Source organism: Bradyrhizobium sp. USDA 4486 (assembly GCF_054057995.1).
In genome coordinates, this window is the sequence record NZ_JBSRZV010000001.1 from 2,145,519 (window position 1) to 2,159,546 (window position 14,028).

At 64.3% G+C, this 14,028-nt stretch carries 16 protein-coding genes and 1 tRNA gene; 8 read left to right on the forward strand and 9 right to left on the reverse strand.

Annotated elements, in window-relative coordinates; all coding sequences use genetic code 11:
- The first annotated feature begins 118 nt into the window (after window positions 1–118).
- Window positions 119–397 (forward strand): hypothetical protein, encoded by a 279-nt coding sequence (locus ACVWY3_RS10515; protein ID WP_456838375.1) that lies wholly within the window; start codon window positions 119–121, stop codon window positions 395–397.
- A 337-nt stretch (window positions 398–734) separates the two neighbouring features.
- Window positions 735–968: a hypothetical protein gene (locus ACVWY3_RS10520; protein ID WP_456838376.1), complete on the forward strand. Its 234-nt coding sequence runs from the start codon at window positions 735–737 to the stop codon at window positions 966–968.
- 4 nt (window positions 969–972) lie between these two features.
- Here ACVWY3_RS10520 and ACVWY3_RS10525 read toward each other — a convergent pair whose 3' ends face one another.
- The 4 genes from ACVWY3_RS10525 to ACVWY3_RS10540 all read right to left on the reverse strand — a co-directional run bounded on the left by ACVWY3_RS10525 (window position 973) and on the right by ACVWY3_RS10540 (window position 4,174).
- Complete coding sequence (locus tag ACVWY3_RS10525) at window positions 973–1,275, reverse strand: hypothetical protein (protein ID WP_011087444.1); 303 nt, start codon at window positions 1,273–1,275, stop codon at window positions 973–975.
- Between the two features lie 103 nt (window positions 1,276–1,378).
- Window positions 1,379–3,424, reverse strand: coding sequence for an acetoacetate--CoA ligase (locus ACVWY3_RS10530; RefSeq protein WP_456838377.1), 2,046 nt, complete (start codon window positions 3,422–3,424; stop codon window positions 1,379–1,381).
- 79 nt (window positions 3,425–3,503) lie between these two features.
- Window positions 3,504–3,728 carry a hypothetical protein gene (locus ACVWY3_RS10535; RefSeq protein ID WP_027559254.1) on the reverse strand — a complete coding sequence of 75 codons (225 nt, stop codon included), beginning with the start codon at window positions 3,726–3,728 and terminating at the stop codon, window positions 3,504–3,506.
- A 128-nt stretch (window positions 3,729–3,856) separates the two neighbouring features.
- Window positions 3,857–4,174 carry a hypothetical protein gene (locus ACVWY3_RS10540; protein ID WP_456838378.1) on the reverse strand — a complete coding sequence of 106 codons (318 nt, stop codon included), beginning with the start codon at window positions 4,172–4,174 and terminating at the stop codon, window positions 3,857–3,859.
- A 37-nt stretch (window positions 4,175–4,211) separates the two neighbouring features.
- Between ACVWY3_RS10540 and ACVWY3_RS10545 the strand changes: the two genes are divergently transcribed.
- Window positions 4,212–5,297: an AI-2E family transporter gene (locus ACVWY3_RS10545; RefSeq protein ID WP_456838379.1), complete on the forward strand. Its 1,086-nt coding sequence runs from the start codon at window positions 4,212–4,214 to the stop codon at window positions 5,295–5,297.
- A gap of 107 nt (window positions 5,298–5,404) precedes the next feature.
- Window positions 5,405–5,797: an NUDIX hydrolase gene (locus ACVWY3_RS10550; RefSeq protein WP_235546306.1), complete on the forward strand. Its 393-nt coding sequence runs from the start codon at window positions 5,405–5,407 to the stop codon at window positions 5,795–5,797.
- A 61-nt stretch (window positions 5,798–5,858) separates the two neighbouring features.
- Here ACVWY3_RS10550 and ACVWY3_RS10555 read toward each other — a convergent pair whose 3' ends face one another.
- Complete coding sequence (locus tag ACVWY3_RS10555; RefSeq protein ID WP_456843333.1) at window positions 5,859–6,086, reverse strand: hypothetical protein; 228 nt, start codon at window positions 6,084–6,086, stop codon at window positions 5,859–5,861.
- Window positions 6,087–6,800: 714 nt separating this feature from the next.
- Between ACVWY3_RS10555 and ACVWY3_RS10560 the strand changes: the two genes are divergently transcribed.
- Both ACVWY3_RS10560 and ACVWY3_RS10565 read left to right on the forward strand, forming a co-directional pair.
- Window positions 6,801–9,908 (forward strand): DEAD/DEAH box helicase, encoded by a 3,108-nt coding sequence (locus ACVWY3_RS10560; protein ID WP_456843334.1) that lies wholly within the window; start codon window positions 6,801–6,803, stop codon window positions 9,906–9,908.
- A gap of 350 nt (window positions 9,909–10,258) precedes the next feature.
- Complete coding sequence (locus tag ACVWY3_RS10565; RefSeq protein ID WP_456838380.1) at window positions 10,259–10,933, forward strand: hypothetical protein; 675 nt, start codon at window positions 10,259–10,261, stop codon at window positions 10,931–10,933.
- A gap of 90 nt (window positions 10,934–11,023) precedes the next feature.
- On the opposite strand, the gene ACVWY3_RS10570 is transcribed toward ACVWY3_RS10565, so the two are convergent.
- On the reverse strand, window positions 11,024–11,215 hold the full coding sequence (locus ACVWY3_RS10570) for a hypothetical protein (protein ID WP_456838381.1): 192 nt from the start codon (window positions 11,213–11,215) through the stop codon (window positions 11,024–11,026).
- Between the two features lie 382 nt (window positions 11,216–11,597).
- Here ACVWY3_RS10570 and ACVWY3_RS10575 point away from each other — a divergent pair, with 382 nt between their 5' ends.
- A complete protein-coding gene (locus tag ACVWY3_RS10575; RefSeq protein WP_456838382.1) occupies window positions 11,598–11,783 on the forward strand; it encodes a hypothetical protein in 186 nt (61 codons plus the stop codon).
- 329 nt (window positions 11,784–12,112) lie between these two features.
- On the opposite strand, the gene ACVWY3_RS10580 is transcribed toward ACVWY3_RS10575, so the two are convergent.
- Window positions 12,113–12,271, reverse strand: coding sequence for a hypothetical protein (locus ACVWY3_RS10580; protein ID WP_456838383.1), 159 nt, complete (start codon window positions 12,269–12,271; stop codon window positions 12,113–12,115).
- Between the two features lie 437 nt (window positions 12,272–12,708).
- Window positions 12,709–12,879, reverse strand: coding sequence for a hypothetical protein (locus ACVWY3_RS10585; protein WP_235546311.1), 171 nt, complete (start codon window positions 12,877–12,879; stop codon window positions 12,709–12,711).
- 228 nt (window positions 12,880–13,107) lie between these two features.
- On the opposite strand from ACVWY3_RS10585, the gene ACVWY3_RS10590 reads away from it, so the two are divergent.
- Window positions 13,108–13,686, forward strand: coding sequence for a methyltransferase domain-containing protein (locus ACVWY3_RS10590; protein ID WP_456843335.1), 579 nt, complete (start codon window positions 13,108–13,110; stop codon window positions 13,684–13,686).
- 224 nt (window positions 13,687–13,910) lie between these two features.
- Here the strand turns inward: ACVWY3_RS10590 and ACVWY3_RS10595 are convergent.
- A tRNA-Lys gene (locus ACVWY3_RS10595) sits at window positions 13,911–13,986 on the reverse strand.
- Window positions 13,987–14,028 lie beyond the last annotated feature (42 nt).

Consider the following 14,028-nt stretch of genomic DNA (forward strand, 5'->3'; position numbering starts at 1 on the left):
TTATCAACAATGCGTCGGCGAGGGCTGCGCCGAACTCGGCGATTGCGCGGCCGTCCGCACCAGTGTTTCCAGCGGTGTGCTTCTGTGGGCGCACCCCAAAACGGCCAGGAGCGAGCGAATGCGAAGCGCGTGGTTAGTTGTTCTCGGTGCATTGAGTGCGGCTCCGGCACAGGCGGGGCCGTACCCCGTGGTGCCCCCCGAGATCGGGGTCGCGCCGTTCATTGGTCCGACCTGGGATGCCTATCGTTGCACCGAAGGGATGCCGTATAATTTCTACCACGGCTCCTATTACGGCGAGGAGCCGCCGGCAATCCATCGCGGCTACGCCTATCGGCCGTATTACCGCTACAGCGCCTATCGCAAATGGCCGCGCAAGTATTTTTGCGTGGTCGATTAAGCGTTGCCGCGCGGCCACGATCGGACGGCAAATGCGGATGCGCCGGTTCCTGTGTTGCTTTTCAGACAGAAGACCTTTCCGGCTTGCCGCTAGGCTCGCGTCCGCCGGGGCTGGCGACATTTCAATCCGGATCCCTTTTCGAACCCGGCTTTGGCCGCTGGCGTGATCGCCAGCGGCTTTTTCATGCCGCGCACCACGAAATCATCGGACGGTAACACGTTTTCAACCTGGCTGTCGTATCGACGAATCCGTCGCGGATTTGTATTGCGTACCGCGACACCAAAATGTCCGGCCGGCGCGGGTGCGCCGCGCGGGCATTTTTGCCGGGACCGATGTCATGCCGAGCGCAATCGAGCAGATCGTGGACGCCTATGTGCGGCTGAAGAATCGCCGTGGGCTCGACGAGCTGATGCTGCACAGGCAGCGGCTCGCGGTCGATCTGAAGAGCAGGTCGGGCTACGATTTCAGCCGGCCGATCGAAAAGATTGACGAGGAGATCGCGATCATCGAGGCGGGTATTAGCCGGCTGAAAGCCGGCGATTCCGCCGCATCAGGCAGCCAGCTAGCCTGACCGATTAGTCGCGCCGGCCGCCGTCGATGACGGTGAACAGCGGCCGTGCGGGGGTCGGCTCGACCAGCAATTCCTCCACCAGGGCGGTGGCCGCATCGACATATTTGCGCGTCGGCTTGTCGAGCTCGCGTTTCGCTTCGTCGTCGAGCGCGACCTTGGCGGCCTCGACCAGCTTGCGCATCCGCGCCGCATGATCGTCGCCCGCCGTCAGCGTCGCGCGCGCCAGCGAGCGAAGCACGAACAGCTCGCCCTCGAGGCGGAGCAGGCGATCGTTGAGCCTGGTGAGGACTGCGTTGAGGTCGGCCATGGCGAGTGTGTTCGTTGCTGAGATCCATCCTGATCTAGCCGCGATCGGTGAACGGATTCCAAATGTAGTCGGCGCAATTGGGCCGATCTTTCGGACCGACGGCCTACGCCGCGGTCCGCGCGAGATATTTGCGCGCGAATTCCAGATACCAGTCGAGGCAGGCGGGATTGGCCATCGCCTCCTTGTTGATGACCTTCGCGACGGGCTGGCCGAGCAGCAGCTTCTTGATCGGCAGCTCCTGCTTCTTGCCGGACAGCGTGCGCGGAATCTCGGCGACGGCAAAGATCTCGTTCGGAAGGAAGCGCCGGGAAAGGCTGGCTTCGATTGCCTTGTTGATCTTGGCCTGCATCGCGCCGTCAAACGTCACACCTTCGCGCAGCACCACGAACAGCGGCATGTAGCTGTCGCGGCCGAGATATTCGAGGTCAACGACGAGGCTATCGAGCACCTCCGGCAGCGCCTCGATCGCGGAGTAGAGCTCGCTGGTGCCCATGCGCAGGCCGTGCCGGTTGATGGTGGCATCGCTGCGGCCGTAGATGATGCAGGAGCCGTCCGGATTGATCTTGAGCCAGTCGCCGTGCCGCCACACCGGCCCGCGGCCGCTGCCGTCGAAATTGTCCGGATAGGTCTCGAAATAGCTGGAGCGATAGCGCGCACCGTCCTTGTCGTTCCAGAAATAGAGCGGCATCGACGGCATCGGCTCGGTGCAGACGAGCTCGCCGACCTCATCGATGACGGCACGACCCTGTTCGCTGAAGGCTTCGACTGCCGCGCCGAGCAGGCGGCATTGCATCGCGCCCGGCGTCTGCGGCAATTCGCGATTGCCGCCGATGAAGGCGCCGGCGAAATCGGTGCCCCCGGAGATGTTCGCCCACCAGATATCGGCCTGCGCCTTGCTGCCGTTGGTCTTCGACAGCGCCGCGAAGCGGTCGTTGAACCAGGCTTGCGTGTCGGCACTCAGCGGCGAGCCGGTCGAGCCGAGGCAGCGCAGCCGTGACAGATCGCCGGCGGCGGCAAGGTCGATCTCGGCCTTGGCGCAATTGGCGAAGAACGCCGCGCCGGCGCCGAAGAAGGTCGCTTTCGACTGCGCCACGAAGCGCCACAGCGTGGCCCAATCCGGCTTGTCCTTGGCGCCGCCGGGGCTGCCGTCGAAGATGCAGCAGGTGGTGCCGCTGAGCAGGCCGCCGACCTGGCTATTCCACATGATCCAGCCGGTCGACGAGTACCAGTGATAGCGTTCGCCGAAAGAATTCTCGTGATAGGAGCAGCCGATATCGTTGTGCAGGCCGAGCAGCGCCAGCACCACGATGACGATCCCGCCATGGCCGTGCACGATCGGCTTCGGCAGGCCGGTGGTGCCACTGGAATAGACGATCCAGAGCGGATGGTCGAACGGCAGCCACATCGGCTCGAACGCGTCGACGGCGGCTCCGGTCGCTGCGAGAATATCGGACAGCAAGGCGTCAGCGGCACCAGCGCCGGCCTCGCTGTGCAGGATCACGTGCTCGACGGTCGTTAACGATCGCCGCAGCTCGGCCAGCACATCGCGCCGATCGTGCTTGCGCCCGGCATAGGTGACAGCATCGCAGGCGATCAGCACCTTGGGCTCGATCTGCTTGAAACGATCGATCACGGCGGGTGCGGCCATGTCGGGCGCGCAGACACTCCAGACCGCGCCGATGCTCGCGCTGGCGAGAAATGCGATGATGGTGTCGGGGATGTTGGGGAGGTACGCCGCGACGCGGTCGCCCGGCTTGACGCCCTTGTCCTTAAGATGCAGCGCGAGTGCAGCCGCTTTGCGCCGCAGCTCCGGCCAGCTCGTCTCCGTGAGCTTGCCGTCCTCGCCGCTGCTGACGATCGCGGGCAGGCCGGCGGCTTGCGCCGCTTCGACGTGCCGGAAAACCTGCCGGGCATAGTTCACTTGCGCGCCGGGAAACCAGACCGCACCAGGCATCTTGCGCTCGGCGATCACGGTTTTAAATGGCGTCGGCGATTGCAGATCGTAATAGTCCCAGATGCTGCGCCAGAAGGCATCGAGATCGCGCACCGACCACTGCCGCATCTCCTCGTAGCCTGCGAAGCTGAGGCCGCGCTGCGTGGCGAGCCAGTTGCGGTAGAGGGCGATCTGGGGAACGAAGGGAGCGGTCATTGCGTCTCGGCTTCAGCTGCGGGGAGGCTCAATCTAGCCGGTGCCGCAGAGTAGCAGAAGCCGCAATTCGCGCACGCTGTCAGGCGACGCCGGCCCAGCGCCGTCCGAACACGGGCGGCTTGGTCTTCACAGCCTGCCAGCCGAAGAAGTGATGCTTGCCGGACCAGCTGTGCACCACACCGCTGCAGATGCTGCATTTGAAGCTGCCGGAGTGCGCTTCGGCGTGCTCCTCGCGTGTCGCAGTGTAGTTCATGCTGCAACCCGCACAGGTGAACTCTTCGATCGTCCAGATGCTGTTGGCCATTGCACGGAATGTTTCTTGGGACCTCGACCCACGATAGCCACTGGCATTTGCAGCGGCGTAAACCGGCGACCGGAAATCCGGTTAACGGGCGTTAGCCAAGCGCGGACGCGCGGCGGCTCGCGGCAAGTTCACTCGGCCCGGCCGCGCATGTCCCGGTCGATCCGCATCTCTACGCGCCTGATGGCGAGCAGCGCCAGGCTGCCTTGCACCCGACCGGACCGGACCTTTTCGCCAATGGTGTAGGCATAGCGCCAATAGCCGGGCGCGCCGTTCCGTCTCAGCGAATAGTGGACGCCGCGGTGGATTCCCGCGTGTGTATCGGGTTGCCTGGGAAGGGGCGCCATCAACCCGGAATGCGGATGGGCCCGATGCGTTCCTAGTCGCCGGGGCAGGCCGGTCGTCTTGACGCCGGTGGCGCGGCTGGCAATAACGCCAGGGTTGCGCAAGTCTGGGGAACCCCGCGTTCATGCCGCAAGGAAGGTCGTGCCCGTGAAAACCCTCCGTCAGCTCCTGACGGGAGAGGACATCATCCAGCTCCTGATCCGGGTCGTCCTGCTCGGCCTGCTGATCATCTGGACCTTCCTGATCATTCGCCCGTTCGTGCCGATCCTGGCCTGGAGCGGCGTGCTCGCGGTCGCGTTCTATCCGGCGTTCAGCTGGGTCGCCAAAGTCCTGGGCGGCCGGCCCAAGACCGCGGCTGCGATCCTCACTGTGATCACGCTCGGCATCGTCATTGGACCGGCGACCTGGCTCGGCATCAGCGCGGTGGATGGCGTGCGCGAGCTGGCGCGCCAGCTCGGCACCGGCGATCTCGCGCTCCAGTCGGCGCCGGAGCAGCTTAAATCGTGGCCGCTGGTCGGCCCGTGGCTCTATGATCTCTGGGAGCAGGCCTACAACAACATCCGCGCGGTGCTGCGCGAGGTGGCGCCGTATCTCCAGCCGCTGGCGGGGCCGCTGTTGTCGCTCGCCGGCGATGCCGGCGTCGGCACGCTCCAATTCCTGGTCTCGGTGTTCGTGGCCGGCTTCCTGTTTCCGCACGGGCCGCGGCTGGTCGCGGCAGGCCGCGGCTTCCTGTTTCGCATCGTGCCCGAGCAGAGCGAGCATTTCCTCGAGCTCGCGGGCGCGACCATCCGCGCCGTGGCGCAGGGCGTGATCGGCGTCGCGATCGTGCAGGCGCTGCTCGCCGGCATCGGCTTCAAGCTCGCGGCGGTGCCGAGCGCGGGCCTGCTCGCCTTCATCGTGCTTCTGCTCTCGATCGTTCAGATCGGCGCCTTCCTCGTGCTGCTGCCGGTCATCATCTGGATCTGGACCGCCAAGGACGTCACCACGGCGCTGCTGCTCACCGTGTTTCTGGTCCTGGTCGGCTTCATCGACACCATGCTGAAGCCGCTCGTCATGGGGCGCGGCCTGACCACGCCGACCATCGTGATCTTCGTCGGCGTGATCGGCGGCACGCTTGCCCACGGGATCGTCGGCCTGTTCATCGGTCCGATCATCCTGTCGGTCGCCTGGGAGATGATGATGGCCTGGATCAGGACCGAGGACCGGGTGGAGGCGGGCGAGGGCTGAGTGCCCCGCAAGGCTGTGATCAATGTCCCCGCCGAACTTGTCTATTGACCTAGACAAGTTACGATAGGCGAGATTCTGGTTGTGAGCCGCGATAATCTACGAAAGTAATGGCCAAGTCTTCCAAGCTGGTCGCCGCCAAGCGCGGCAAGGTTTTGCTGGTCAGACGGCGATCGGACGGTCTGTGGATGTTCCCGGGCGGCCGCAAACGTGCGCGCGAATCCGACAAGGACTGCCTGCGGCGGGAGATCAAGGAGGAGCTGCCCAAGCTCAAGCTCGGCAGGATCAGCCTCTGGAAGGAAGTGACCGCCAGGAACAAGCGCTCCGGCCGCAAGATGAGCGACGCGATCTTCATCGCCAAGAACGCCAAGGGCAGGCTCGCGATCGGTGACAAGAACGAGATCGACCGCGCCGCCTGGCAGAAGCCGCGCGGCATCCGCCTGACCGCGACCTCGCGCTACATCCGCGATCGCCTGTTTCCCAGGAAGCGGTCGCGCCGGTAGCGGCGCGGCTGCGACAAATCGCCTGCGCCAAGGGCGCGGGCGCCAATGCGATCATCGGCTGCTATTGCTTGGCCGCCATCATGTCGAGGCAATGATTGAGATAGGCGGTGCGATCTCGCGGCAGTACCCTCTCGAGATCCGCCTTCATGGCGCATTCGCGCTGTCGCAACTGCTCGGCGCGACGCTTCTCGGCGGCTTCGCGGTATTCGGGGGCAACCTTGTTGGGATCCACCAGCGGCTGTGTCCGCGCAGGCGCCGCAAAAGACAGTGCAATGGCCGCAACGACAATGAGCTGTTTCAAATGAGCCTCCTTGAAAAGCCCGATCCTAGCGCACGGCTTGCGAACTTCAAATCGGGGAGGTGCGGTACCGCGTTCCGCCATCATGGGCGGGCCCCGGCCCGATCGCGCCAGCGGACTTCCGGCACGCTGGCATTGGAACGACTTCGCACTGAAAGCGTAGACTCCTAGCTCCCGGCCCATCCCCAAGCCCCCCAAGCCCCCGGGCCGCGAGAAAACCTTCCCACAAGGTTGGCGACCTCAGTAGCCCCCCGCACTGGGGTCGTTTGCTTTGCCGCGCCAGATGTGAACCAGCTCACAAGCGCCACGCGAGATCGCTGCTATGAGTGCCTCAATACTTGACCAATTCATTTCGAACGTAACGCCCCAGCGTGGCTCCAAGCGCTGGGGTTTTTCGTGCTGGCCATGCGCGCTTCGATCGTGCCCTGAGCGAGCGGCGAGTTCCCGGCTGCGGGCGTGGTCAACAGCCAAATATTTAGCAGCGCGACGGCTGCTCGGATGTTGCCGGGAGGCGTGCGTTCGCAGGGCAAATCCCATATGCATGGCGGCGCGCCGCCGAATCGACATGCGGCCCGCGCGCGTTCAGTTGACGACCAGAGACGGGTTCAAGTGAGGCTTGCCAAAAAAGCGCGGGTGACCAAGACATCGCCCAAGAAGAGCAAAGGATCGCAGCGCGCCACGATCTCGTCCTCGTCGCCTCTCGGTTTGCTGGCGCTGCATCTGCTTGCACAATGGAAGCAGTCCGGGCAGAGCGGCATCGTCTTTCTCGCCGAGAGCGAGACGAGGGCGGAGCGGCTCGGCAGCATCATTCACGCGCTCGACCCGTCCTGCGAGGTCCTGGTGTTTCCGCGCCTGAACACCTTGCCGTTCGATCAGCTGGAGCCGTCCCACGAGCTCGCAGGGCGCAGAGCCTCCGTGCTGAGACGTCTCACCAAGTCCAGGAGGCCGGTATTTCTCATCGCGACGGCGGAAGCTGTGATGGAGCGCCTGCCGGCGCCTGCGAGCCTCTCGCGCCTGAGCGTGAGCCTGAAGGTGGGCGGCGCGTTTTCCGAGCCCGAGCTCGAGGCACGGCTTCAGTCGCTCGGATATGATCTCGAGGACGAGCCGGATTATCCGGGCGGGGCGCTGTTTCACGGCCAGACCTTCGAGATCTTCCCTGCGGGCGCGCTCGGTCCGTTCAGGATCGAGCATTCGGGTCACACCATCGACCGCATCGTGGCTTTCGATCCGAAGGAGCACGAGATCATCTTCGAGACCAAAGAGCTGCTGGTCGATCCCATGTCGGAGCGGCTCGCCTTCGCCGGCAAACGCGGCAAGCGCGCCAGCCTGTTCGACTATTGCGGTCGCGCCAAATGGATCGCCGATGCAGGTGTCCCCTCGCATGCCGACGGGTGGTTGAGCACGATCGAGGAGGCGGCGCCGCGGGCGGAGCGGGAGCGAGAATATCTCGGACGGCGCGACTGGAAGCAGCTTGCAAAGGGCATGAAGGTGCTGCCGCGGACGGCCGCCCTTCAGACCGTGCCGGACTTTTCGAAAGTCACATCCGCGCGGAAGGTGCTGCGCGCCTTCGTCGAAGACGTGCAGCGGGCCGGCTCGCGGCTGATCTTCGTCGCGGCGCAGGAGGACGATCTGCGCGTGATGGAGCGGATGAGCGGCGTCAAGACGGAGCGCTGCGAAGACTGGGACGAGGCCGCAAGCGGGCGGGGCGGCGAAGCCTCGCTTCTGGCCGATCTCGATGCGGGCTTCATCGTACCAGGGAAAAAGCCTCTCGTCGTCGTGACCGCTTCCGACGTGCTCGGCAGCCGGGCGCATCATGCCCAGCCGATGGCGCGCGCCTGGAGCACCGCGTTCGACCATGCCGACGTGCCGGAGCAGGGCACCGTTGTCGTGCATCTCCAGCGCGGCCTTGCCGTGCTCGACGGCTTGCAGACAGTGAACACCGGCGGCGGCGCGCTGCGGGAGATGGTCAGGCTGTCCTTTGCCGGCGACAATGCGGTTCTGGTGCCGCCGCCGGATCTGGCGCTGATGTGGCCTTATTCGGCCGAGCTCGGCAAGCTGGCGCTCGACAAGGCGGACGGCAGCACCTGGTGGGCTCGCCGCACCGAAGCCGAGCGCGAGATCCAGATCGCCGGCAAGGTGCTTGCCAAGCACATCAGCCAGCGCCGCCGGCGGCGCGGCGAGAAGCTGGTTCCGCCGGGATCGGCCTACGAGAAGTTCGTCGCGCGCTTCCCTTATTTTACGACCGTCGATCAGGCCAACGCGATCCGCGACGTGCTGGATGATCTCGCCTCCGGTCACCCGATGGACCGCGTGGTCTGCGGCGACGTCGGGTTCGGCAAGACCGAGGTGGCGCTGCGCGCGGCCGCCGCGGTGGTGCTCTCGGGCAAGCAGGTGGCGGTCGCGGTGCCGACGACGGTGCTGGCCCGGCAGCACACCGCAACTTTTCAGAAGCGCTTCGCTCCGTTCGGGATCGAGGTCGGCAACCTGTCGCGGGCGACCTCCGGCGCGGAGCTGCGCGAGACCAGGGAGGGGCTGCGCAGCGGCCGCATCAAGGTCGTGATCGGCACGCAGGCGCTGACTGGCAAGGACGTGAGGTTCGACGATCTCGGACTCGTCATCATCGACGAGGAGCAGCATTTCGGCGCGGCCGAGAAGGCAAAGCTCGCTAGCCTCGCCAAGAACGTCCATGTGCTGATGATGAGCGCCACGCCGATCCCGCGCACGCTCGCCGCCGGCCTTGCCGGCTTCCGCGACCTCAGCGTGATCGCTTCGCCCCCGGTGCACCGGCTTCCGGTCGCAACCAGGATTGCACCGCTGTCCGATGCGGCCATTGCCTCGGCGCTGCTGCGCGAGCAGCGCCGCCACGGGCAGAGCTTCCTGATCTGCCCGCGCATCCAGGATCTCGAGCCGATGGTGGCGCGGGTGCAGGCGGTGGCGCCAGACCTTCGCATCGTCTGCCTGCACGGCAAATTGCCGGCGGAGGAAATCGACGACCGCATGATGAGCTTCGTCGAGGGCGAAGCCGACGTCCTGCTCGCCACCAACATCGTCGAGAGCGGCCTCGACATTCCCCGCGCCAACACCATTGTGGTGTGCTGGCCCGAAAAGTTCGGTCTCGCCCAGTTGCACCAGCTCCGCGGCCGGGTCGGCCGCAGCGGCATCCGCGCCTTCGCCCATCTCCTGACCGAGACGGCGTCCGGACAGTCCGAGAAGCGGCTCGCGGTGCTCGAGGAGTTCAGCCGGCCCGGCGCGGGCTTTGCCATCAGCGAGCGCGATCTCGACCTGCGCGGCGCCGGCGATCTGTTCTCGGAGCAGCAGTCCGGTCATGTCCAGGTGTTCGGGCCCGTGCTGTACAGCCACCTCCTGAAAATGGCCTCGGAGAAGGTCGACGAGGAGCGCGCCGCGGTCTGGGTGCCCGACCTGAACCTTCCGGTCGGAGACATGCTGCCCGAGACTTATGTGCAGTCCGAGCCGGTGCGGCTCGAGCTCTATGCGCGCGCCGCCCGATGCGGCAGCGAGGACGAGCTCGACGACCTCGAGGAGGAAACCTCCCGCCGCTTCGGGGCGCTGCCGAAGGCCGCGCGCGACTTCTTCGCCGCGGCCAAGCTCAGGATCGAGTGCAAGCGCAGAGGCATCATCCGGCTCGACGTCGGCCCCGAGGCCGTGGCCGCAACGTTCCTGCCGGGGCGGCTGCGCAAGTCGCGCGGGAAGTCACTGCAACGCGACGGCGATCGCGTCGTGTATCACGCCAAGATGCAGGACGCGCCGTTCGAGCGGGTCGAGGAGTTGTTCGAGGTGCTGGACGAGGGGTAGGCCGCCCCGAAAACTGCGAAAACAACCCCATGCACAGTAGCAACGTGCTGCCGGCACGATGACCTGTGCAAGCCGGCGGAAAGATCGGTTTGACACGTCGGGCAAAACAGTGGCATTCTGGCAATATTCGGAAAATCCGCTGTGGCTGCCGTGGGACCGCAGCTTCATCCCCTCGCATGGACCCCGTATTCGGCCGGAGTGATCGGGCCCATCAGCCGGTCCCGTCGCTAACCTGGAATTAATCCAAAAAGCTCACAATTTTAGGCAGTTGTGTAAGTGGGTGCTGCGTAAAGGACTCGTCGCGAGGACGTTCCAGCGTCGGCTTCCTTTTGCTCGCTCATTTGAGGTCAATGCCAGTGACCACGACATCCGAAGCGCAAGGCCTTGTCGAACAACTTGATCCCGAAGCGCTCGCGCTCGCCGCAGCGCCCGACCCCGCAGCCCCGGAAGCCGAACTGCCGGCCAAGCCTTCCGGCCGGAAAACGGTGCTGGTCCTGGCCGTATGTGCCTTGGCCATCAACGGTGCGGCGGCGATCTATTCGCTGCCGTCTGATCTGCCGTCGCTGACTGTCAGCAGGCTGGCCGAACTGCTTCCGCGTCCGCAAGCCACCGCGCCGAAATCGGATCCGGTCGTCGTTGCCCTGAAGGACATTCAGTCGGCCCAGCAGCAACACGCGGCTTCGCTGCAGGCGAACAATGACTTGGTGCAGCAAAATGCGGCTCTGCTCCAGCAGGACTCGATGGTGCTGCTGTCCCTGCGCCAGAGCATCACGGACGAGCGGGTCGATGTGAGGAAGATATCGTCGCAGCTCTCCACCCTGATCGCGAAGGTCGACTCGCTGCAAAACACGATGATGTCGGACGTCACGTCCTCCATTCGACGAGCGAACGCCCGCTATGGACTATCCGCCGCGATGCACAAGCGGCTGGTGCGGCAGTCGAAGCCTGTCGGACCTGTCGGGCCTGTTTCCGTCGGAGGAGCTCCGCTGAGCACGCCGGCTGCGACTTCGGCTCCGGAGAGCTGAGGGCAGATCGCGGCACTGGTCCGCTTCAAGCCGGTCTTCGCCCTTGACGTCCAGGGGCAGCCGGTTCGTGCTGGCGCGGTGCTTCTGAGATCAGCCTTTCAATTCTCCTCCGCTGAATTCAGAGAGTATCCGGTACGCTTCCTCTGCTTGCTCCCTCGTCAAATTGGCTGCCCAGTCCGTTCCGATCAGCGCCGGCCCCTTGCGCTCTCGATCGTAGACCATCCAGCCGATGCCTCCCGTCCGAACCAAAAATCGGCCCTGCGCCGGCGTTCTGTCACTCACGGTTAGCCTCCCACTTACTTGCTGCAACCGGCCGAGTAAGCCGCACCATTCTCTCGGATGCATTCGTCCATGTGAATCAACTCGGGAAAAACTGGCAATGCGCAGCACCGGTGTTCCTGCCCGGAACAGGTCTGCGAATGTGCTGAAGCGAACAGAGCAGCGCTTCGATCTCGGAGTAAGCTCGCAGCTGCTTGGCCTTCCCCTATGGCCGAGCACCTCCAGCGGCCCCGGCCTTACACCCCCCAAAAGCCCCACGGCCGGGGCCGTCTTGCGGCTCCGTCGAGATGGCCGACGCCCAAGTCGTCCTCCCCGAGTCCGATTGACTCTGCCGTTTCCCCGTCAAACTATTGGTCGGGAAAAGATGGCAAATGGGGCGCGCGCCATGAAGGACTACCAGGCTCAGCTGGAGAAATTGCGCACGGACGCGGCCGAGTGCGCTCTGATCCGCGATCTTGCGACCGACAAAGCCAAGCGCGAGCTATTTGACCGGCTGGCCAATCATCTGACCGTGCTCGCGCAGCAAGTCGAGATGGCGATGCTGGAGCGGCGCAAAGGCGCTGAACCGTAAGGCCGCCGCAGGTGCTGACGGTTCACAAGCCGTCCACGACGACGGTCGCCGGGCGGAGAGCGAGCGCGAGGATTATCGGGTCGGAGGCGCCTTCCATCCATAGGACTGACGCGCGATCTGGCCAGTGACGTCGAGATCCCTCTCGTCAGAGAGGCGCCAGGCCGCCACACCGAAACAGACGGTCAGAACCACGGCGGCAACTAGCAGCAGCATCGATAAAAACTGGCTCACGCCTACACCCCTGAACGCGACGCATCAATGGAGCGACCACAGAACGTCGATTCGGAAAATGCAGGCGCGCTGACGCATCCCGCGTTCTCCCCATCAAGTCACGTCGGACCAAAGGCGCTCACGATTCCGATCGTGATGGGGACCAGCGCCACGATGGTCCAAAGGGCGGGCGAGCTGGAGGAAAGGCCAACGATCAGTATCCAGGCACCGAAGCCTACAAGGAACGCCGAGATGGCGTAGGCAAGGGCTTTTCCCATCGTTCGATCTACGCGCAACATAGGATCGATTTGCGCCTGTAAGAGTCCTCACGCATGGAAACGTTCCTATCATCCGCTGCGGCGGCGCATCGCTCCCGTGCACATCACCGCGCGATCCCGCGGTCGATCGTTCCGGGGCGGACCTGAATCCTCGCGCGCGCTTCGCAGTTCCCGGCTGGAGCGATGAGGCAACGCAGCGGTGGCAGAAACAGTGCCTCGTCCCATCTCGGCCGAGGGGGATAGCGATCGATTGCGTTGTCAGCCGGCGTCGGCGATCCGATGGGGTGGTCGATTTCTGGATGGCGAAAGTGGAGCGGCTAACGCGCGATGAGATTTAGATGAATCGTCATCGCGCTTCAGGTTGTTGTTGCGCATGATCTTTCCGGAAAACCGCTTGGCATTTTGCCCTGGCGCGGCCCTCCGGTCCGGATCACGCTTTAGGCGGCTTGCTCTTCAAACGAGGTGTAGATCCGGCCAGTTGGATCAACGATCTGAACGTCCCAGCACCCGTCCTCGACCAGCTCTCTGGCCTTCTTGAGGGCCGCCGCGAGTGACAGCCGCTTGAGGCTGACGACGCCTGCCGTGTCGAAACCGCTGATTTCAAACATGCCGCTCCCTCCTGATCTTCTCGAATGCTACACCTTTCCAGCGCGGTGTCTCCCGGCTTTTTGGGGGGCAGGCAGTTGGAACGGACGAGATTTGAGTGTGCACTATCACCGTACCCCGGAGCCAACCGTTATGGACTTCGTTCAACCGTTATGGACTTCGTTCAGAGAGCAAAGCGTAAGCTGTTTCCGCCGCGGGAGGTCATTGAGGGGTACGAAAACCCAGAGTTGGTGGAGACGATCTTCCTTAAGACAATCAACTACGAGCCGAGCGGGAACTGGCCGCTCGTCATGGGCGTGAAGACCGTTCTCGATTTCGGCGGCGGCGCTGGCTTGCATTACAAGCTTGCCCGCCAGCAGCGCCCGGACATCCGCTGGGCTGTGGTCGAGACGCCGGCCATGGTGCATCGCGCTCGGGAGCTCGCCACTGACCGGTTGATGTTCTTCGAGCGCATTGAGCAGGCCGCGAATTGGCTTGGGATCGTCGATCTCGTCCATTCGAACGGAGCCATACAGTATGTTCGCGACCCGATCGAAACCATCAGAAGCCTCTGTCTGGTGCGGCCGGCGGCGCTTGCTTGGCACCGCGTGCCGCTCAGCGATGAGAGCAGGCGTGAGATGCAGACTTCATACCTGAGTGACAACGGTCCAGGCACATTACGCGCTTCGTCGGAGAAGCTCGTACGTTACGATCGGACTTGGATTTCCGAACAAGCGTTCATTGACGCGCACAAGAGCTATCGCGTTGCTGAGCGCGGCCCAGATCCTGCCGAGCGGGGGACACAGCAATTCAAGTTCGAGCGCTGTTAATTGCGGGTTCGACGACATCCCGCCGACGGGAGTCTGATCGGCCGCATGGGGCGGAGCGCATCTGCCTGGATCTGGCGGGCGAGGCCACTTCGCCAGAGGAGCGGGCGGGCCTTGCGATCATGACCGGCAACTATCGCGAGGCCATCCTCGATCGTCGTAGTCGATCTGCAGACAGAGAGCCTTTTGAATTGACTGGAGTTTCGGCTTAAGTCTTTGATTCCGCTTGGTGAGCGCGCTGGGGCTCGAACCCAGGACCCCGTGATTAAAAGTCACGTGCTCTACCGGCTGAGCTACGCGCTCCCATGGCCGCGGATGGCATTCCAAGAAATCGCCATCGCCTTC